The organism is Methanobacterium veterum (genome assembly GCF_000745485.1).
In the GTDB taxonomy this organism is placed as follows: Archaea; Methanobacteriota; Methanobacteria; order Methanobacteriales; family Methanobacteriaceae; genus Methanobacterium_D; species Methanobacterium_D veterum.
In genome coordinates this window covers 338,372-354,871 of the sequence record NZ_JQJK01000008.1, presented here as the reverse complement: position 1 = coordinate 354,871, position 16,500 = coordinate 338,372, and the positions used below count along the sequence as shown (strand labels likewise).

Genomic DNA, 16,500 nt, shown 5'->3' with positions numbered 1-16,500 from the left:
ATCATGGAAATTAGATTTTTAAGTTTAATTAATAAATTTGTTCATAAAGGTTCATTTATTTTGATTAACTCCCTTAAAGAACCAGGAATCAGAAAAAATCAAATAGAATTAATTAAACAAAATTATGATATTAATACTCGTAGATTGATAGTCTTTTTGACTTCAGGATATGATATGATAACAGGTGGAATTTTGTCAATATCTTCTCTTTATGAAGAAACAAAAAAAATTGAGGAAATACACGGATCTCAAACAATTTTATCCACGGTACCTGGTGAACCTCTATTATTAAAATATACTAAATTTGAAAATAAAAATTATATCTACAATTTTTCACAAATATTAACCTATTTTAAAGATTTAGATAGTTTATTAATTCATATACCTGAGTATGCATGCATTCACTTTTTGAATAATATTTCTAAAGAAGAATATTCAATTTTAGATAATATAAGTGACTTACAATTCAACATTTTGATCCAGAACATTGATATAGCAATGGAAAATATGGATGAAATAAAAAGATTAAATGGGAGATTTAGTAATGTCACGGGGACTATAGCTCACGAAAAATATTCTAATCTTGAAAATAGACAGAAATTTGGTTTTCCATTACACAAATTTTCAACATATGTTAGTCCTGAACAGTATGAGTACAAAAATTACCACGAAAAAAAGGAAATGCTAATAGTATCGCATGATGAACATCCAATGAAATCTCATGTATTGAATGTACTACACAAAGAGTTTCCACAACTAGAAATCAGAATTATCGAAGGTATGACTTATGAAGATTTTAAAAAAGTAATATCTGAAGCTAAGTGGGCATTAACCTTTGGGGAAGGATTAGATAACTATTTCATAGAATCAATTTTCAGTGGAGGAATCAGTTTCAGTGTATATAATTCTAAATTCTTTACAGAAGATTTTGCTTCACTAAGAACTGTATATTCAGATTATGATGAATTAATTCAGAAGATGGCGATTGATTTAAAAGAATTGGACCATGAATCTACCTATAAAAATTATCAACAAAAACAATATCAACTTTGTTCTAAATATTATGATTATAATAAATATGTTAGAAATTTAAAGCAATTTTACTTGGGTGACTATACTTTTAGGTAGGTAATAACATTTAATATTTAGATCAAAGAAGATATTTTAGTTATAATTTCATTAACAATTTCTTCCTCTAGATCGGGATAAATTGGTAAACATAAAATTCTATCTGCAATATTAGAAGCCTTTTTTAAATCATATTTTTCGACTAAATTATTATTGTTGAAATATTCAAAATTTACAGTTAATGGATAAAAATATTTCCTGCAGTGAATTCCCTCTTTTAGCAGCTGATTATAAATTTCATTTCTTACCTTTAAGTTTTTGAAACAAACAGGCATATATGAGTAGTTATATTTGGATGCTACTATCTTTTGGAATTTGAGATCATTACCTTCAAGATTGTCCCTGTAAATTTCATAAATTTTTTTTCTCTTTTCTATGTTTTGATCTATGTTTTTAAGGTTACATAAACCCATGGCTGCTTGAAATTCGTTCATTTTTGCGTTAGTTCCTGGAATAATCACTTCCTCTTCGGATATAATACCATGATTACGCATTAATTTTATTTTTTCCACCAAATTTTTATCAGAAGTAGTTAAAGCTCCACCTTCGATTGTATTAAAAACTTTAGTCGCATGGAAGCTTAAGGTAGAGACATCTCCATATTCTAAAACTGATTTGTTGTTATACTCAACTCCAAAAGCATGTGCAGCATCATAGATTAATTTAAGAGAATGATCATCTGCAATTTCTTGTAATTCTTTGACTTGACAAGGATTTCCATATACATGTACTGCAAGTATACAGCTAGTTTTATCGGTTATTTTCGTTTCAATGGAAGTAGGGTCAATGTTGAAAGTGTTCTCGTCAATATCTGCAAAAACAGGAGTCAGACCTTCCCATAATATAGAATTTGTGGTGGCAGAGAATGTAAATGGGGTAGTAATCACTTCTCCTTTAATGGGGAGTGATTTTAATGCTATTTGAAGAGCAAGTGTACCATTTGTAACGGCCATTAGGTTTTTAACTTTTAAATAAGCTTTTAACTTTGTTTCCAATAATCTTAAAAGTTCACCATCATTTGTTAATATTCGTTCGTTCCAAATAACTCTTAAATATTCTATGTAATCTTCTAATTCTGGAACATCTGTCATTGTAACGTTAATCATTGTAAAACCAACTGAATTTTATTCATGATACTTTTGATATAAAAGAAACTAATGTGAGTTCTTTCAACACTTAAGATAACTATCCGTGATCTTTAATAAATCTAACTTCACATAATCTCAATAATGTTTATTAATGTGATATGGGGGTTATATTATCTATTCTCAAAATTTATTTCTTTGAATGTTTATAAACTTTCAAATAATCCTCGGCAATCTTTTCCCAGCTAAATTTCTCCCTAACTTTATTATAACCATTAACTGCAAGTTTTTCTCTTAATTCCTCATTTTCAATTAAATTTAAAATAGCCTTTGAAAGCCCAGAAATATCTTTCTCAGGCACTAACAATCCAGTTTCACCATCTTGAACAATATCTGGAATTCCACCAGTATCAGACCCAATGACAGGTAACCCACAAGCCATAGCCTCTAGTAAAACCACTCCAAGACCTTCAGTATTTCCCTGAGAATCTACAATAGAAGGAAGAACAAAAAAGTCAGATGAATTGTACAAGTGCAGTAATTCATCATCAGAGACGTTTTTTATAATTTTAGCATTATCTCCTAATTTTAATTCTTTTATAATATTTTTAAGTTTTGCCTTTAGAGGACCTGAGCCAACTATGGTCAATTGAACATTACTGTGTTCTTTTAAAATATCTTTCATGGCATGTATAAGATATTCAAAACCTTTTCTTTCTATCAAGTACCCAACTGCCAGTATTTGGAATATATTTTTATTTTTTGATATTTTTAAAGGCTTGAAAAATGCAGTATCCACTCCAAAGGGTATTATGTCTAATTTATCTTTTTCAATGCCAGCTTCCAGGCACGAATCTCTGGTTGCTGAACTATTGGTTATTGTTTTAACTGAATTATTAACAAACCAGTTAAGTGCAAACAAAGTATGATACTGTTTAGAGAGATATACTTCTTCACCGTGTATTGTGTTTATGTAAGAAATTTCATAGATTTTTTTTAAAAATAGTGCACCTAGCCCATTTGGAATAGGCCACTGCACATGAACAATGTCCATATCCTTAAGTTTTTTAAGTGAATGGATTATATTAAAGAAAAGGAACGTTAAAACCTGAAGTTTCACAAGAAACCCCTCTTTTACGTTATCTATCATTCCAGATCTGCCGCATAATTTCTGAAACCTTTTTGGATAAAAGTAGTGGAACCTTTCCACATGCACTCCTTCCAGCACATATTTGGTTTTTTCACCAGTATAAGGGGCTAGAATGTGTACTTCGTGTCCATGTTTACTTATTTCCCTCATCAGCCGGTGTACAAAGATTCCATGTGGATCATCTTCAAATTCAGGGTATGCTGATGTTATAACTCCTATTTTCATGTGATCTATACTCTTTTGTAAATTACTGTTTTTCCAATTTGTTTAATTGGTTTGTAAGATGTTAAATTTAATTTTTGCAATGTTGAGAAACAATAGTAAACATTATTTCTAACGAGATAATTATTAGCTGCAATGCTATCCTGTTGGCTGAAATTATGATCATTAGTACCAGTATAATACATTTGATCGTCTCTAAATATGGGCATCATTCCAATGTTCATTTTTAGATACCAACCAGAATATGGCCATAAGTCTGAATAAACAGTTTTAGTTTCATAATTTGGGTCATAATTTATAAGCCACTGGCTTGCTGATTTCATGTTTTGGTCTATTATTTTAAGGTTATTATTTGTTTCTTGAACACTGGATAAACAGGACATGGTGGATGAAATAATTATAATAATTAGAATTATTGAAAATAAGTAGGATGTCACATTTATATTTTTAATTTTAAACTCTAATTTGCCGTAAATTTGATTTATACTTAATATTAAAAAATAGGCCACTGCAGGAGCCATTGTAACGAAATATCTGTAGTCTTTAACTGAATATGCGCTGTGGAATATAAAGAAAGCCATGAACCACGCGAAAACAAGCAGATGTATGTCTATATTATTTATATTAAGATTTTTAACCAGATCATACAGTAAATAGGCCATGGCAAAGAATAGTATTTCGCTCCCCATATAATATAACTTGCCAAAAGTCCCTACAAAAGCCAGTGTTAATATAATGAATAATATTAACTTTATAACTGTGATTTTATTGAGAGATGGTGTATTAAATAATTTAATCTTAGATTTAAACGCTTTTTTAGATTTAAAAAGCAGATAAACCCCAAAACATAGTATAATAATAAATATAATTGTAACCAATTGATCTCCAATAAACAATGGTAAATTTTTTATGAAATATAAAATATCTGGATTGTATGCGCTGTAATTTGTTGAGACGGTTGCTGAACTTGAGCCGAAAAAATTGAGAAATGAATAAAAGGGATTGCCAAAGACTTCGTAAAAGAAAATAAGAACTGGAATCAATAATAAAAGTGATGAACTTATTCCAATTATTATATCTTTAATTTCAACGGATTTTCTGTTAATTAGAATGTAGAACAATACCGGGAATATTAAGAGTGCAGAAGGATATCTAGTTAAAAAAGTTAGCATCATTAATGGAAATGACAGATAAAAAAACTTTGAATTCTTTTTAACAGCTAAGATTGTAAAATAGATTGTCCATATTGCAAATGAAACGCTTGGAATATCTGAAAGGCCGACCCCTACAAATGAAATAATAATGGGAAAAGTTGCATAAAGTAAACTGCCTAAAAAGCTTAAAATATCATTAAACTGTAGTTTTAGAAGTAAGAAAAGTCCAATAACTCCAAAAATAAACAGCAAGCCATCTACAATGAAGATAGATATGGAAGATGTGTACCCTAGTCTAAATAAAATAGAAGTCAAAAATGGAAGAACAGGTGGCCGGGTTAGATCTGAATAACCTGTACCTTGACCAGCAAATAATAGTGCATTTGAAAGGAAATCGTAGGTATCCCATATCGGGCCAAGGTCCATCTGAATTTTTACCCTGTAATAAGTTATTAGGCTTACAATTATTACTAAAACAGCCAGTAAAATGTGGCCGCTGTATTTTTTAAAAAGTTTATGTGAATTAGATAAATCGCCCATGTAAACCCTGTTAGTAATTTTGTAAGTTATTGTTAGGTGTTAAATTAAATATGACTTTTGGAACCGAGGTTGAAATATTAAGTTACATCATTAATTTTAGCCTATGATTTAATAAGTATGGTGTAACTTCTCTATTTGAGCATTATTCAGCTTTTTACGGCGTAAATTCTCAATTGATCGATGGTTCCATTGGTTACTTCTTTAAAATCATGTGATAGGTTACTATTTTCCTTTGTATATCCCCAAACAAGGTAATAATCGATATTATTTACTTTTAATTCTTTTTTTAAATCGTTATAACTCTCATTTTGTTTTGTTTGCCCATAATATTTACTGCTTGTATAATAGGATATATAGTCGGACACTCTCCATTCATCATTGGATGCTAAATTACCCTGTACGTTGCAGCATTTTAATGCTTCACTTAATGTGTAGCTGTCTTTACCTATATTTAAATTTAGAATCAAAGCATTAATGGGATTTACTACAAATGAGAGGATCAAAAATACCAGTAGAATATTTTTGACAGTATTTTTTAAAGAACCTATTTCAAACAGTAAGTTGAGTAAATAAACTCCCATTATTAACAATAAAATATTCACTAGCCATAAATACCGTGGTTCAATTAAAACTAAGCTGTATCCTCCTAAATAAAGGATTATAGTTGTTATTAAATAAATTAACTTATTTTTTGAGGTCTTATTGAGTTTCAATTTAAAGACCAGGATGATGCTTGCAATAAAAATTATTATGGCAAAAAGAGAAGCAACCTCAAATATACTGATCATATTCACTATATTACTTAAAATTGACTTAATTTGATATTTAAAATTGTCCCATGAATCCAAAGCGCTCCATGATTTCATTTTGAAGTATGAAGGATCCTCCCAAGCACTAACTGCGAACTCATTGGGAGGTTTAATAATCCCGTAGTAATAAACAAAATGTCCCTGGGATTGTGGACCTACCAGTTCATGATTGTAGTCTCCGGCAGTTCCAAATGTTGATTTCCCGTATTTATCACTTATTAAAGTTATCCATACTCCACTTATAATAAAAAATATTGTTAGGCCTAAAATAAGGTTTTTAAATATTTTACGTCTTTTTTCTTTATCTACACTTTTAAAATAGTAATATAAATTAAACAACAAGAAATGAGCTAAAAACAAAGGTAACGCGTAACTTTTACTTAAATAAGCTAATGCCCCTAGAATTCCACATGATATGCCTGCATATTTTTTATTTGGATAATCTGGGTCGAATATAATATATAAATAGTATAATAGTATGGTAGTTACCAGCAGATCTGGAGAAATAAGGCCGAATAGAAAAGATAAAATAATTGGAATTAATGAGAAAAGCACCAGAGTTTTGGATGTTTTATCTATTTTAAATCGTGAAATAAGTAAATTTACCCCAATTATAGTTAAAACTCCTGTAATTAGGGAAAGAATTCTTGCTAAATAAATATTAAATTGAGGGCTTGAACTAAATGGTAAAAAGGGAATTAGTAGCCATGAAAAAAGGGGACTCCAGTATCCATTAATTGCATCTGCAAAATTTCCATTTAAATACTCTTGAGCAATGGTGATATAAGATATACTGTCCGCATTGAGGCTATACTGGTAATAGTTGATCAAAAAGAAACCAATTATAAAATAAATTATTAGAACTGAAATCAAGTCTAAATTATGCTTAATACGATTTAAATTCATCAAATTTCTTTATAATCTAAAGTTATTTAAACTGATCTAATAACTCCAAATTATTTAAAATAAATCACTTTATTCATCCTTGGGATCATAGCAGTTAAAACACACTGCTCTGTGTTTTCAGTCCTATCAAGCATCCCTTTTGAAAGGTAGCTAACTGCTCCTGTTTTTTGTCCAAGGTTAGTCACGCCGGTTACTTCATCCATAACTTCTCCAACTTCTTTGCCATTTAAGACTTCTTCAATGACAGCTGGAGGATATTCAAAGCCGGAACTTACGCCGAGTGTTATTTTTTCCCCATCAAAAACAGCGCACCACTGTAAATCGATGTAACCAGTTACAGAATTAGGTGTTTCCATCAATCCAGATTCTATTCCAACACTTATGTCAAATTCGTTAGAATAAGCATTTTTAGCCCGGTTAATAGCTCCTTGAATAGTTTGATCTATACCAAATGGTTGATCTGGCACTCCTGAATCAGCATCAATTGATACAACTTCAACTTTGCCGTAGATTTTATCCAGGACATTTTTTGTAGCTTTGACCTTTACCGGGTTTCTGGATCCGACTGCAACTTTCATATTATCGACTTTTAAACTAGATCATAAAATTTAAGAGATGCTATTTAAGAACTTTGCCGTTCCTGTCTATTTCTCCATTTCTTATTCTGGTTGAAGAAATTGGTTTCCCGTCTTCTGCAAGTACCCAACCAATAACAAAAATCTTGAGAGGTTTTATTCCTTTTTCATCCCGTATTTCATTGATTTTATGTGCAACAGGCTCTGTTTCTTTACTAACGACTATTGCATCTATTTCCGGGTCATGGACAGTTGGACCATAAGGTTCTTCCAGTCTTTTGAGAGTATATCTTGAATTAAATTTCTGTAAAAATTCCTCTAATTCAAACATCCTTTTTGAGCAGGGTTCAATATTGCCTTTTTTCCCTCCAAATTCGTTGGATGTAACTCCAACCATTATATAATTGCCAATCTCAAATGCTTTATTGAGCAATTTCTCATGGCCCCTGTGAAAATGATCAAATGTGCCCCCTACGGCTACGTTTTTGTATTTCATTTGTTTTACCTTTTATTTGGTTATTATTTTTTCAAAGAATAAATTTTTAAATTTGTAATATTTCCGTTTGTTATTTCTTTAAAATGTTTTGAAAGATAATTATTTTCTTTTGAGTCTCCCCATACAATATAATAGTCGATATTATTATTCTTTAATTCAATCTTTAATTCTGTGTAGTTACCAGTTTTTTTTGGTATTCCATAATATTTGCTTTCAGTATAAAATGCAATGTGGTCTGATTCTATTAAGTTGCCATTGGATGCTAAATTTCCATGAAGATTGTAGTTATTTTTTAGTTCTTCACTTAAATTATAATTCGCTTCTCCAACATGCGAATCTTGAATTAAAAAAGTGATTGGGGTCATAATGAAAGATAATATTAAAAATATTATCAAAATATTTTTTTGAATTTTATTTATATAATCTGTTCTAATTAATAAACTGATTATGTAACTACCTGTAATTAGTAATAAAATATTTATTAACCATAGATATCTATCTTCAATCAAAATTAAGCTATATCCCCCGGAATATATTAGTATAGTTATCAATAGGTAAGCTAATTTAATTTTGGATTCAATATCTGTACTTGATTTTATAATAATGGTGATGGCAGCGATGATTATTAAAATTGAAAGTACGGAAAATAATTCAATAATATTGAAAATTTTAATTATATTTTCTAAAATAATATTTATTTGGAATTTTAAGTATTCCCCTGATTCTAATGGACTCCATGATTCCATTTTAAAGTAGGAAGGATCTTCCCATGCGCAAACAGCAGATTTATTTGGAAGTTTCATAAGTCCTGAGTAATATTCATAATGCCCTTGTGATTCTGGCCCTATGAACTCATAATTATATTCTCCAGCAGTTCCAATTGTAAATTTCCCGTATTTATCACTTATTAGTGCAATCCATACTCCGCTAATTATAAAGAAAATTATTAAACCGATAAATAAGTTTTTTAATATTATACTTCTTTTTTCTTTATTTAAATTTCTAAGATAAAAAAGTATGTTAAATAATGTAAAATGGACTAAAAAAAATGGTAAAGCAAAACTTTTACTTAAATAAGCTAAAGATCCCGTAAATCCGCATAAAAACCCATTATATTTATTATTTGTATATTTGGGATTAAATAAGAAGTATAAATAATATATTGTGGTGCATACAATTAATAAGTCTGGGGTGGTAATAAAAAATGAGAAATACAATATAATTGGAATTAAAGAAATTAATATGGACTTTTCAATTGTTTTTTCTATTTCAAAATTAGCTATTAACAATTTTATTCCAATTATAGTGAAAAAACCAATAATAAGTGAGAGTAATTTTATTAAATAAGCTGAAAACGAAGGATTTGGACTAAAAAGTAAAAGTGGAGCCAATAACCATGATAGGAGTGGCCCCCAGTATCCATTAATTGCATTACTTAAATCTCCATTGATATATTTTTGACCAATGCTAATATATGAAATGCCATCAGAATTTAAAAGATATTGATAATTATTAATTAAGATTAACCCTATAATTAGATATAAACTAAGAATAATAAGAATATCAAGATTATTTTTAATTTTAAAGCTCATTATATCACTATAATTAAGTTATTTAAATGTTCTAATTGAAAATTGCAAATTAAAACATTAAAATATCTTGTATTATTAATGCAAATATGAATAAAAGGTTATTTATTACTAAACATGATAACCCTATATTGTTATAATAACATAAATCAAATTATAAATTATGCTGATGGAACATAACGTGGTAATAAAGAATCCAAGAAAAGTGGACTTACGATTTGCATCATGTTACCCTAATTTATATAAGGCTGCGATGTCCTCACTTGGTTTTCATATTATATATGACTTCCTAAATTCTAGAGAAGATGTTTACTGTGAAAGGGTAGTTTATCCATATGTTGAGAGTTTAGAATCAAATACAAAACTCGCTGATTTTGATATTATTAGTTTTTCACTTCAATATGAACAGGATTATTTCAATGTACTTAAAATGCTGGATAATGCGGGAATTAAGGCCCGTAAAGAAAATAGAAATAAAGATGATCCTTTTATAATTGCAGGTGGGCCGTGTGCAAGTTCAAATCCTCTTCCCATGAGTAAATTCATTGATCTTTTTATTATAGGGGAAGCAGAGGTTATTTTAGATGAAGTGCTGGATCTTTATATGGAACTTGATGATCCGCGAAAAGAAATTGAGGCTTTTTTAGATATAAAAGGAGTTTATGTACCTGATAACCCTGTAAAAATGGCCATTGTGGAGAATATGGACAATGCATGTCATCCAGTAAGACAAATTGTTCCTCAAACTGATGATAAAAAATTTATACCTGCCTTTGGAGATGCATTTCTCCTGGGAGTGTCACGGGGATGTACAAGGGGCTGTAGATTCTGTATGGCAGGATGTCTTTACAGGCCCAGGCGAGAAACATCTCTTAAAAAGCTTTTTAAAACAGCTGAGAAAGGTAAGAAGGCTACTGGGTTTAATAAAATAGCACTTATAGGGGCAGATGTTTCGGGATATTCTAAACTAGAAGAACTTTGTGAGGGCCTGCTTGAGATGGGATTTAAAATTACAAGTCCATCCATGAGGATAGAATCACTCACCGATACTTTAATAGATATTCTGCAGAGAAGCGGGCTTAAAACCATAACAATAGCTCCAGAGTCTACATGGGGTCTTCGAAAAGTTTTAAATAAACCAATACTTGATCAGGCGATTTACAATGTTGTAAAAAGAGCTTTTAAAAGGAATATGAATGTTAAACTCTATTTTTTAACTGGTTTGCCCACTGAAACCATGGAAGATGTGGCAGAAATGGTTGAATTTATAAAAAGCATACGTAAAATGAGCAAAAAGAAGAATGCAGTTAGAATAAGTGTAAATCCATTTATTCCTAAGCCGCATACTCCATTTCAATGGGAAAGCTTTGATTTCAATGATCTGAGTGTTAAATTTGAATATTTAAATAAAAACCTCAAAAATGTCCATTTAAAGGTTGAGAATTTGGAAGGTGCTTTTATACAGCATATCCTGTCTATCGGCGATGAGAAAATGGGGGATATGATTGAAAAGACCTATAAACGAAAATTGAAGTTTAAAGAATGGGCAAATATTGACTTTAAACTTGGTCTTGAAGATGAATTACCCTGGAAAAATATAAGTGCGGGTGTTAGCTCAGAATTTTTAAAGAAAGAATATCAGAAAGCATTAAATAAAAATATAACTCCGTGGTGTGAGGCATTCGGATGTTATGGGTGTGGGGCTTGTTCTAAATAATTCTTGAATTGCTAACAGCGATTTTATACAAAAATTAAAGACATAATTCTTTTTTTTATACTTTTAATTGATTTAAAATAAAGATTGGTTGATTAGGTTCTATTTTATAAAAAAGTTTATACATCAACAGATACTGATAATTATTAACAGCCTACCTCTGGATAATTAATGCGGAGATGTGTTATAATTAAACAAAAACAAATAATTGCAGTTTTATTAGTTCTTTGTACCACATTACTGCTTGGTGCAAGTGAAATAAATGTAACTGAAGCGTATAATCATTCCGAAAATTTAAAAAGTTATGCTTCTGTTCAAGCATCCCAGTCGACATCAACGGTTAAAATGAAAGTCATTATCAGCGGAACTGGTGGAACTGTTACAAATAATTATTATATAAAAAAGAACATTCCTAAAAGTCAGTTAACCAGCCAAATAGTAGCTTTATCCAAAAAAGGCACTCCTATAATTAGAGTTGGCAATGGAAGCGGTCCAAAAGTTATGATTGTGGCAGGTGTTCATGGAAATGAGCTTCCAAGCCAAATATCAGCTTTAAAGCTTGTAAACTATTTAAAAGGCAAGTCAATTAAGGGAACTATTTATATAGTACCGTTTGTTGTTCCATCTAACACAGCTAAAGGTGTTCGATACTGGAAAGGTAAAAACCTGAATAGAGTAACTAATATTGCAGGTACGCCTACTAACAAGATATTGAAACTGGCTAAACGGCTTAATATTAGTGTACTTGGAGATTTTCATTCTACTAAGCCCGGCGGCGATCCTGGTAAAATGGCTGTTTTTTCTTCAAAACATCCTACCTACAAAAGTTATATTATTGCCAAATATATTAGCAAGAGGACAGGGTCAACAACGCTTACATATAATTTATCTGGTGTAGAATATTGTGGAGCACTGGAAGATACTACTAATCTAGCAGGAATTCCGGCAGTGACATGTGAAGTAGTGTCTCCTCACGGCACTGTGAAATCTGGAAGCGTTACAAAGTCTTATAATCAAATGATAGCTCTTTTAAAATACAAAAAAATAATTTAATTTATTTTTTAATTTTTGGAGGCATTGAAAAATTAGAATTTTTGCAGGTTGAAGGAAAATCATAGGTTTTCTGAACCGCAAAACATAGTTTTGCAGGTTTTTATAAAATAAATTATCAGCCTAGCACCCTTCTTAAAAGATAAGCCAGTCTTCTTAATAGATATCCTAAGAACACTTCTCGAGCTCGAATCCATTTCCTTAAAAAGACTTCTCTCGAGGTTATTTCTTTGATAACTGATCTAATTTCTTCTTTTGGCGAATATTTCCAGTATATAGGAATTCCAATGGCTATAAAAATCGTACCTGCTATTATCTGGTTTAAATTGCATTGTGTCATCATATAAATAGATATTAAGATACCTAAAACGGGTATTATGGATGGAATTTTGATACTTCTCCCATATCTTTTTCTAAGTGGAAAAACAGATATGCAAGTCACGAGGTAACAGAAAAGCAGAGTGAAAACAGATAATATAATAAGACTGCTTATGGTTCCAAAGATAGCTGCTGCACCTGTAATTATGCCCTGAACAATTAATGCAACGTAGGGAGTATCATATTTCGGATGTTTCCTGGCAAACATTTTTGGTAAAAGCCCATCTCCTGCCATTGCATACGGAATTCTTGATGATGACAAAATACCTGCTTCATCAGACCCTGAAATTGAGAAAAGAGCACCAACAGTAAGAAATATTGCTCCAAAACCTGCAAGAAGTGCATAACCTGCAAGTGCAAGGGGTGCAGTTGATAAAGAAAGCTGCTGCCATGGTACTATTCCAACTATTACAAAATTTGTTATAATATAGAAAAGGGCAACGATACTCATTCCAAGGACGATAGCTTTTGGAATAGTTCTTTTTGAGTCATATATCTCATCTGAAGGGACTGTTACGAGTTCAAATCCTACATAAGCCCAAAATATTAAGACAAGCGCACTTCCAATGCCTGTAAATCCTAAGGGGGCAACTGGTGTGAAATTAGAAATTAACTGTGATGGGTTAAAAATAAAGAAAATAATGCCTGCTAAAGTAAATAATATAATGGGTGCGAGTTTGAGGGTAGTTAATATATCATTAACTCTACCTGCTTCTCTAACTCCAATATAGTTGATGCCTGTTAATATAACAATGAATATGATTTTGATTATGATTTGGACTACAAAAGGCATACTTGGGAAAAAATACTGGAGATAAGCTACAAATGCGAGAGGAAAGACTGCTATTGCACTCCATGATGCTATTAATAATGCCCATCCTGATAAAAATCCTATAAAATCTCCAAAAGCATCTTTAGCATATACATAAGGTCCTCCGGCTCTTGGTATAAGTGAAGAGCATTCTGCAAATGATAAAGCTATTATAATTGCCATTACTCCTGCTAAGGTCCATGCAATGATGGATGCCGGTCCTAAAAGTCCGGCACCAAAAGCTGCTGCAATATATATGTCAGCGCCAACTATGGTTCCAACTACAAGATTAACAACATCAAAAAGGCTCAGCATTTTTGTGGGCATACTTTTTTTATATATTGATAAAAGTAAAAATAGATGATTAATTTTTAAGATATGAAAGATTAATGTATAATATAATCGATTTTTTAATATAATTAACAATTGATTTCAATGATTAGATAGGTATGATTAGAATGTTTCAACCAACCAGAAGATGTGAGTCAATACAGCTTTCAGAAATAAGGAAAATGTTTGATATCACTGCAGAAGACGCTATTAATTTAAGCCTTGGAGAACCCGATTTTGACACACCATTACATATTAGAGAAGCTGTAAAAAAAGCTTTAGATGATGGTTTTACTCATTATACGGCAAATAAAGGGATTGTAGAACTTAGGGAAGCAATATCCTGTAAATTTAAAGAGGAAAATAAGCTTGAAGTAGACCCTGAATCCATACTTGTAACGGTTGGGGCAAGTCAAGCACTTTATATCAGTCTTCAAGCACTGGTGAATAAGGGAGATGAAGTTTTAATTCCTGATCCTGGATTTCTTTCATATGATGCGTTTGTAAAGCTTGCAGAAGGTAAAATGGTTCCAGTAGGTCTCAAAGAAGAAAATGAATTCAGAATGACTCCTGAAGATGTCCTTGATAAAATAACAGATAAAACTAAAGCCTTAATCTTAAATTCTCCTTCAAATCCAACAGGAGCAGTCATGCAAAAAGAAGATATTAAAGGTATAGCTGAAATAGCTGAAGATCATGGTATATATTTGATATCTGATGAAGTATATGAACACATACTTTATGAAGGGAAACATTACAGTCCTGGAAGATATACTGATAATGCAATAACTATAAATGCATTTTCTAAGACCTATGCGATGACTGGATTTAGAATAGGATATGTGACTGCAAAACCAGAAATAGCTGAAGAATTGTTGAAGGTTCATCAGTATAATGTGGCATGTGCAAGCTCTTTATCTCAAATAGCAGGTCTTGAAGCATTAACCGGACCACAGGAATGTGTTGGTGAAATGGTAGCTGAATTTAAACGAAGAAGAGACTTGGTAGTTAAAAGGTTGAATGAAATGGGAATAGCATTTAAAGCACCTAAAGGAGCATTTTATGTATTTCCAAGGGTCCAAAACTCCTTGGAATTTGTAAATAAAGCTGTAGAAAAGGGAGTAATAATCGTCAATGGCAGTAGTTTTGGTAAATGTGGAGATAATCATTTTAGACTGTCTTATGCTTCTTCATATGAAAATTTAGAGGAAGCTATGAACAGATTAGAAACCATTGAAATTTAATTAGGAATTTATAAGAATTACAGCAAATGACGTAACTTATTAATCATCTGAATTCTAAATAATTAATAATTACATTTAATAATATTTAGAACAATATAATTCCAATTAAATTGATGGCATAAATATTTGATTATTCATTAGAGTTTAAAATATAATTTAAAATAAGTTATAAAGAAGATAATAACTACTATGCAAAATTAACTGCAAATTAAGTTCGTATTTATAAAATAATCTATAAAATGGGAGATAATTAAATGTCAGAGGAAAACCAACTCGGAACTAAAATCCAGCAAATAAGAGAGAACCATGAAATGACTGTTGAGCAGCTGGCAGAAAAAAGCCAGTGCAGCAAGAAGGTTATAGAAAGTATTGAAAGTGGAGATTTGATCCCTTCACTCACACCACTTATAAGGATTGCAAAAGTGTTGGATGTCCGTTTAGGTACTTTTCTTGATGATGCACCTCAAATAGGGCCAGTAATGGTAAAATCTGGTAAATCTGAACAGGTGATCCATTTTTCAGGTAAGGAAGATCATCCAGATACAAGTGCCCTTGATTTTTATGCGCTGGCTTCTGGTAAAACAGACAGGCATATGGAGCCTTTTATTATTGATGTTCACCTCCATGAGACAGAAGAGTATAAATTGGCTTCACATGAAGGTGAAGAGTTCATTTATGTCATGGAAGGGCAAATTGAAATATTATACGGTCAGGAAAAATATCTGCTTTCTAAAGGAGATAGTATTTATTATGATTCAATTGTACCTCACGATTTACATGCTTACGGTGATAAGGATTCAAAAATCCTTGCAGTTGTATATACGCCATTTTAAAACAAATTTAACAGTTAATACAAATATAAAAGTGATTTAAATGTTTACAGAGAAAGTTACACCACGATTCGGAGATGCTGATGGACTTCGGCATATTAACAATACTGCACTTGTAGAGTGGTTTGAAGTCGGAAGAAACCCAATATTTAGAATGTTTACGCCAGATCTTGACTTGAGTTATGAAAAATGGAAATTAATCCTTGTCAGGACTGAATTTGACTACCTCGGTCAGATGTACTATGGAATTGATGTTGAAATTAGAAGTTACATAACTCATATCGGAAACAGCTCATTTACAATAGGCCATGAAGCATGGCAGGATGGAGAACTTAAGGCAAAGGGAAAAGCTGTTCTTGTACATTTTGATTTCTTAAATCAAAAAAGTGTACCTATTCCTGATGCAATAAAATCTCAATTACACGAGCATTTAATATTAGAAGACAAAAATTGCAAATAAAAATTTAGAATGCATAAAGGAGCCAAAAT

14 protein-coding genes are annotated in these 16,500 nt (G+C 31.1%); 6 read left to right on the top strand and 8 right to left on the bottom strand.

The features are described from left to right. Window positions 1-3: 3 nt before the first annotated feature. The gene (locus tag EJ01_RS01875; protein ID WP_048080226.1) at window positions 4-1,128 is read left to right on the top strand and encodes a hypothetical protein; all 1,125 of its coding nucleotides are present in this window, start codon (window positions 4-6) and stop codon (window positions 1,126-1,128) included. A gap of 17 nt (window positions 1,129-1,145) precedes the next feature. On the opposite strand, the gene EJ01_RS01870 is transcribed toward EJ01_RS01875, so the two are convergent. The 7 genes from EJ01_RS01870 to EJ01_RS01840 form a co-directional block, all read right to left on the bottom strand. Next, a complete protein-coding gene (locus EJ01_RS01870; protein ID WP_048080225.1) occupies window positions 1,146-2,234 on the bottom strand; it encodes a DegT/DnrJ/EryC1/StrS family aminotransferase in 1,089 nt (362 codons plus the stop codon). 169 nt (window positions 2,235-2,403) lie between these two features. Then, on the bottom strand, window positions 2,404-3,588 hold the full coding sequence (locus EJ01_RS01865) for a glycosyltransferase family 4 protein (protein ID WP_084689100.1): 1,185 nt from the start codon (window positions 3,586-3,588) through the stop codon (window positions 2,404-2,406). A gap of 5 nt (window positions 3,589-3,593) precedes the next feature. Continuing rightward, window positions 3,594-5,279 carry a glycosyltransferase family 39 protein gene (locus EJ01_RS01860; RefSeq protein ID WP_048080224.1) on the bottom strand — a complete coding sequence of 562 codons (1,686 nt, stop codon included), beginning with the start codon at window positions 5,277-5,279 and terminating at the stop codon, window positions 3,594-3,596. Between the two features lie 146 nt (window positions 5,280-5,425). Beyond that, entirely contained in the window at window positions 5,426-6,919 is a 1,494-nt protein-coding gene (locus EJ01_RS01855; RefSeq protein WP_245611127.1) for a hypothetical protein, read from the bottom strand. A 125-nt stretch (window positions 6,920-7,044) separates the two neighbouring features. Continuing rightward, entirely contained in the window at window positions 7,045-7,572 is a 528-nt protein-coding gene (gene yjjX, locus EJ01_RS01850) for an inosine/xanthosine triphosphatase (protein WP_048080222.1), read from the bottom strand. A 40-nt stretch (window positions 7,573-7,612) separates the two neighbouring features. Beyond that, entirely contained in the window at window positions 7,613-8,065 is a 453-nt protein-coding gene (locus EJ01_RS01845) for a phosphopantetheine adenylyltransferase (RefSeq protein WP_048080221.1), read from the bottom strand. A gap of 23 nt (window positions 8,066-8,088) precedes the next feature. Then, entirely contained in the window at window positions 8,089-9,657 is a 1,569-nt protein-coding gene (locus EJ01_RS01840; protein WP_048080220.1) for a hypothetical protein, read from the bottom strand. Window positions 9,658-9,835: 178 nt separating this feature from the next. Here EJ01_RS01840 and EJ01_RS01835 point away from each other — a divergent pair, with 178 nt between their 5' ends. Both EJ01_RS01835 and EJ01_RS17730 read left to right on the top strand, forming a co-directional pair. Continuing rightward, window positions 9,836-11,371, top strand: a complete 1,536-nt coding sequence (locus EJ01_RS01835) for a radical SAM protein (protein WP_331275692.1) — start codon at window positions 9,836-9,838, stop codon at window positions 11,369-11,371. A gap of 168 nt (window positions 11,372-11,539) precedes the next feature. Beyond that, window positions 11,540-12,421, top strand: coding sequence for a succinylglutamate desuccinylase/aspartoacylase family protein (locus EJ01_RS17730; protein ID WP_245611125.1), 882 nt, complete (start codon window positions 11,540-11,542; stop codon window positions 12,419-12,421). Between the two features lie 115 nt (window positions 12,422-12,536). Here EJ01_RS17730 and EJ01_RS01825 read toward each other — a convergent pair whose 3' ends face one another. Continuing rightward, entirely contained in the window at window positions 12,537-13,934 is a 1,398-nt protein-coding gene (locus EJ01_RS01825; RefSeq protein ID WP_048080218.1) for an amino acid permease, read from the bottom strand. A 131-nt stretch (window positions 13,935-14,065) separates the two neighbouring features. Between EJ01_RS01825 and EJ01_RS01820 the strand changes: the two genes are divergently transcribed. The 3 genes from EJ01_RS01820 to EJ01_RS01810 all read left to right on the top strand — a co-directional run bounded on the left by EJ01_RS01820 (window position 14,066) and on the right by EJ01_RS01810 (window position 16,471). Beyond that, entirely contained in the window at window positions 14,066-15,181 is a 1,116-nt protein-coding gene (locus EJ01_RS01820) for a pyridoxal phosphate-dependent aminotransferase (protein ID WP_048080217.1), read from the top strand. 254 nt (window positions 15,182-15,435) lie between these two features. Further along, entirely contained in the window at window positions 15,436-16,014 is a 579-nt protein-coding gene (locus EJ01_RS01815) for a helix-turn-helix domain-containing protein (RefSeq protein WP_048080216.1), read from the top strand. Between the two features lie 40 nt (window positions 16,015-16,054). Next, window positions 16,055-16,471, top strand: coding sequence for an acyl-CoA thioesterase (locus EJ01_RS01810; protein WP_048080215.1), 417 nt, complete (start codon window positions 16,055-16,057; stop codon window positions 16,469-16,471). Window positions 16,472-16,500: the final 29 nt, after the last annotated feature.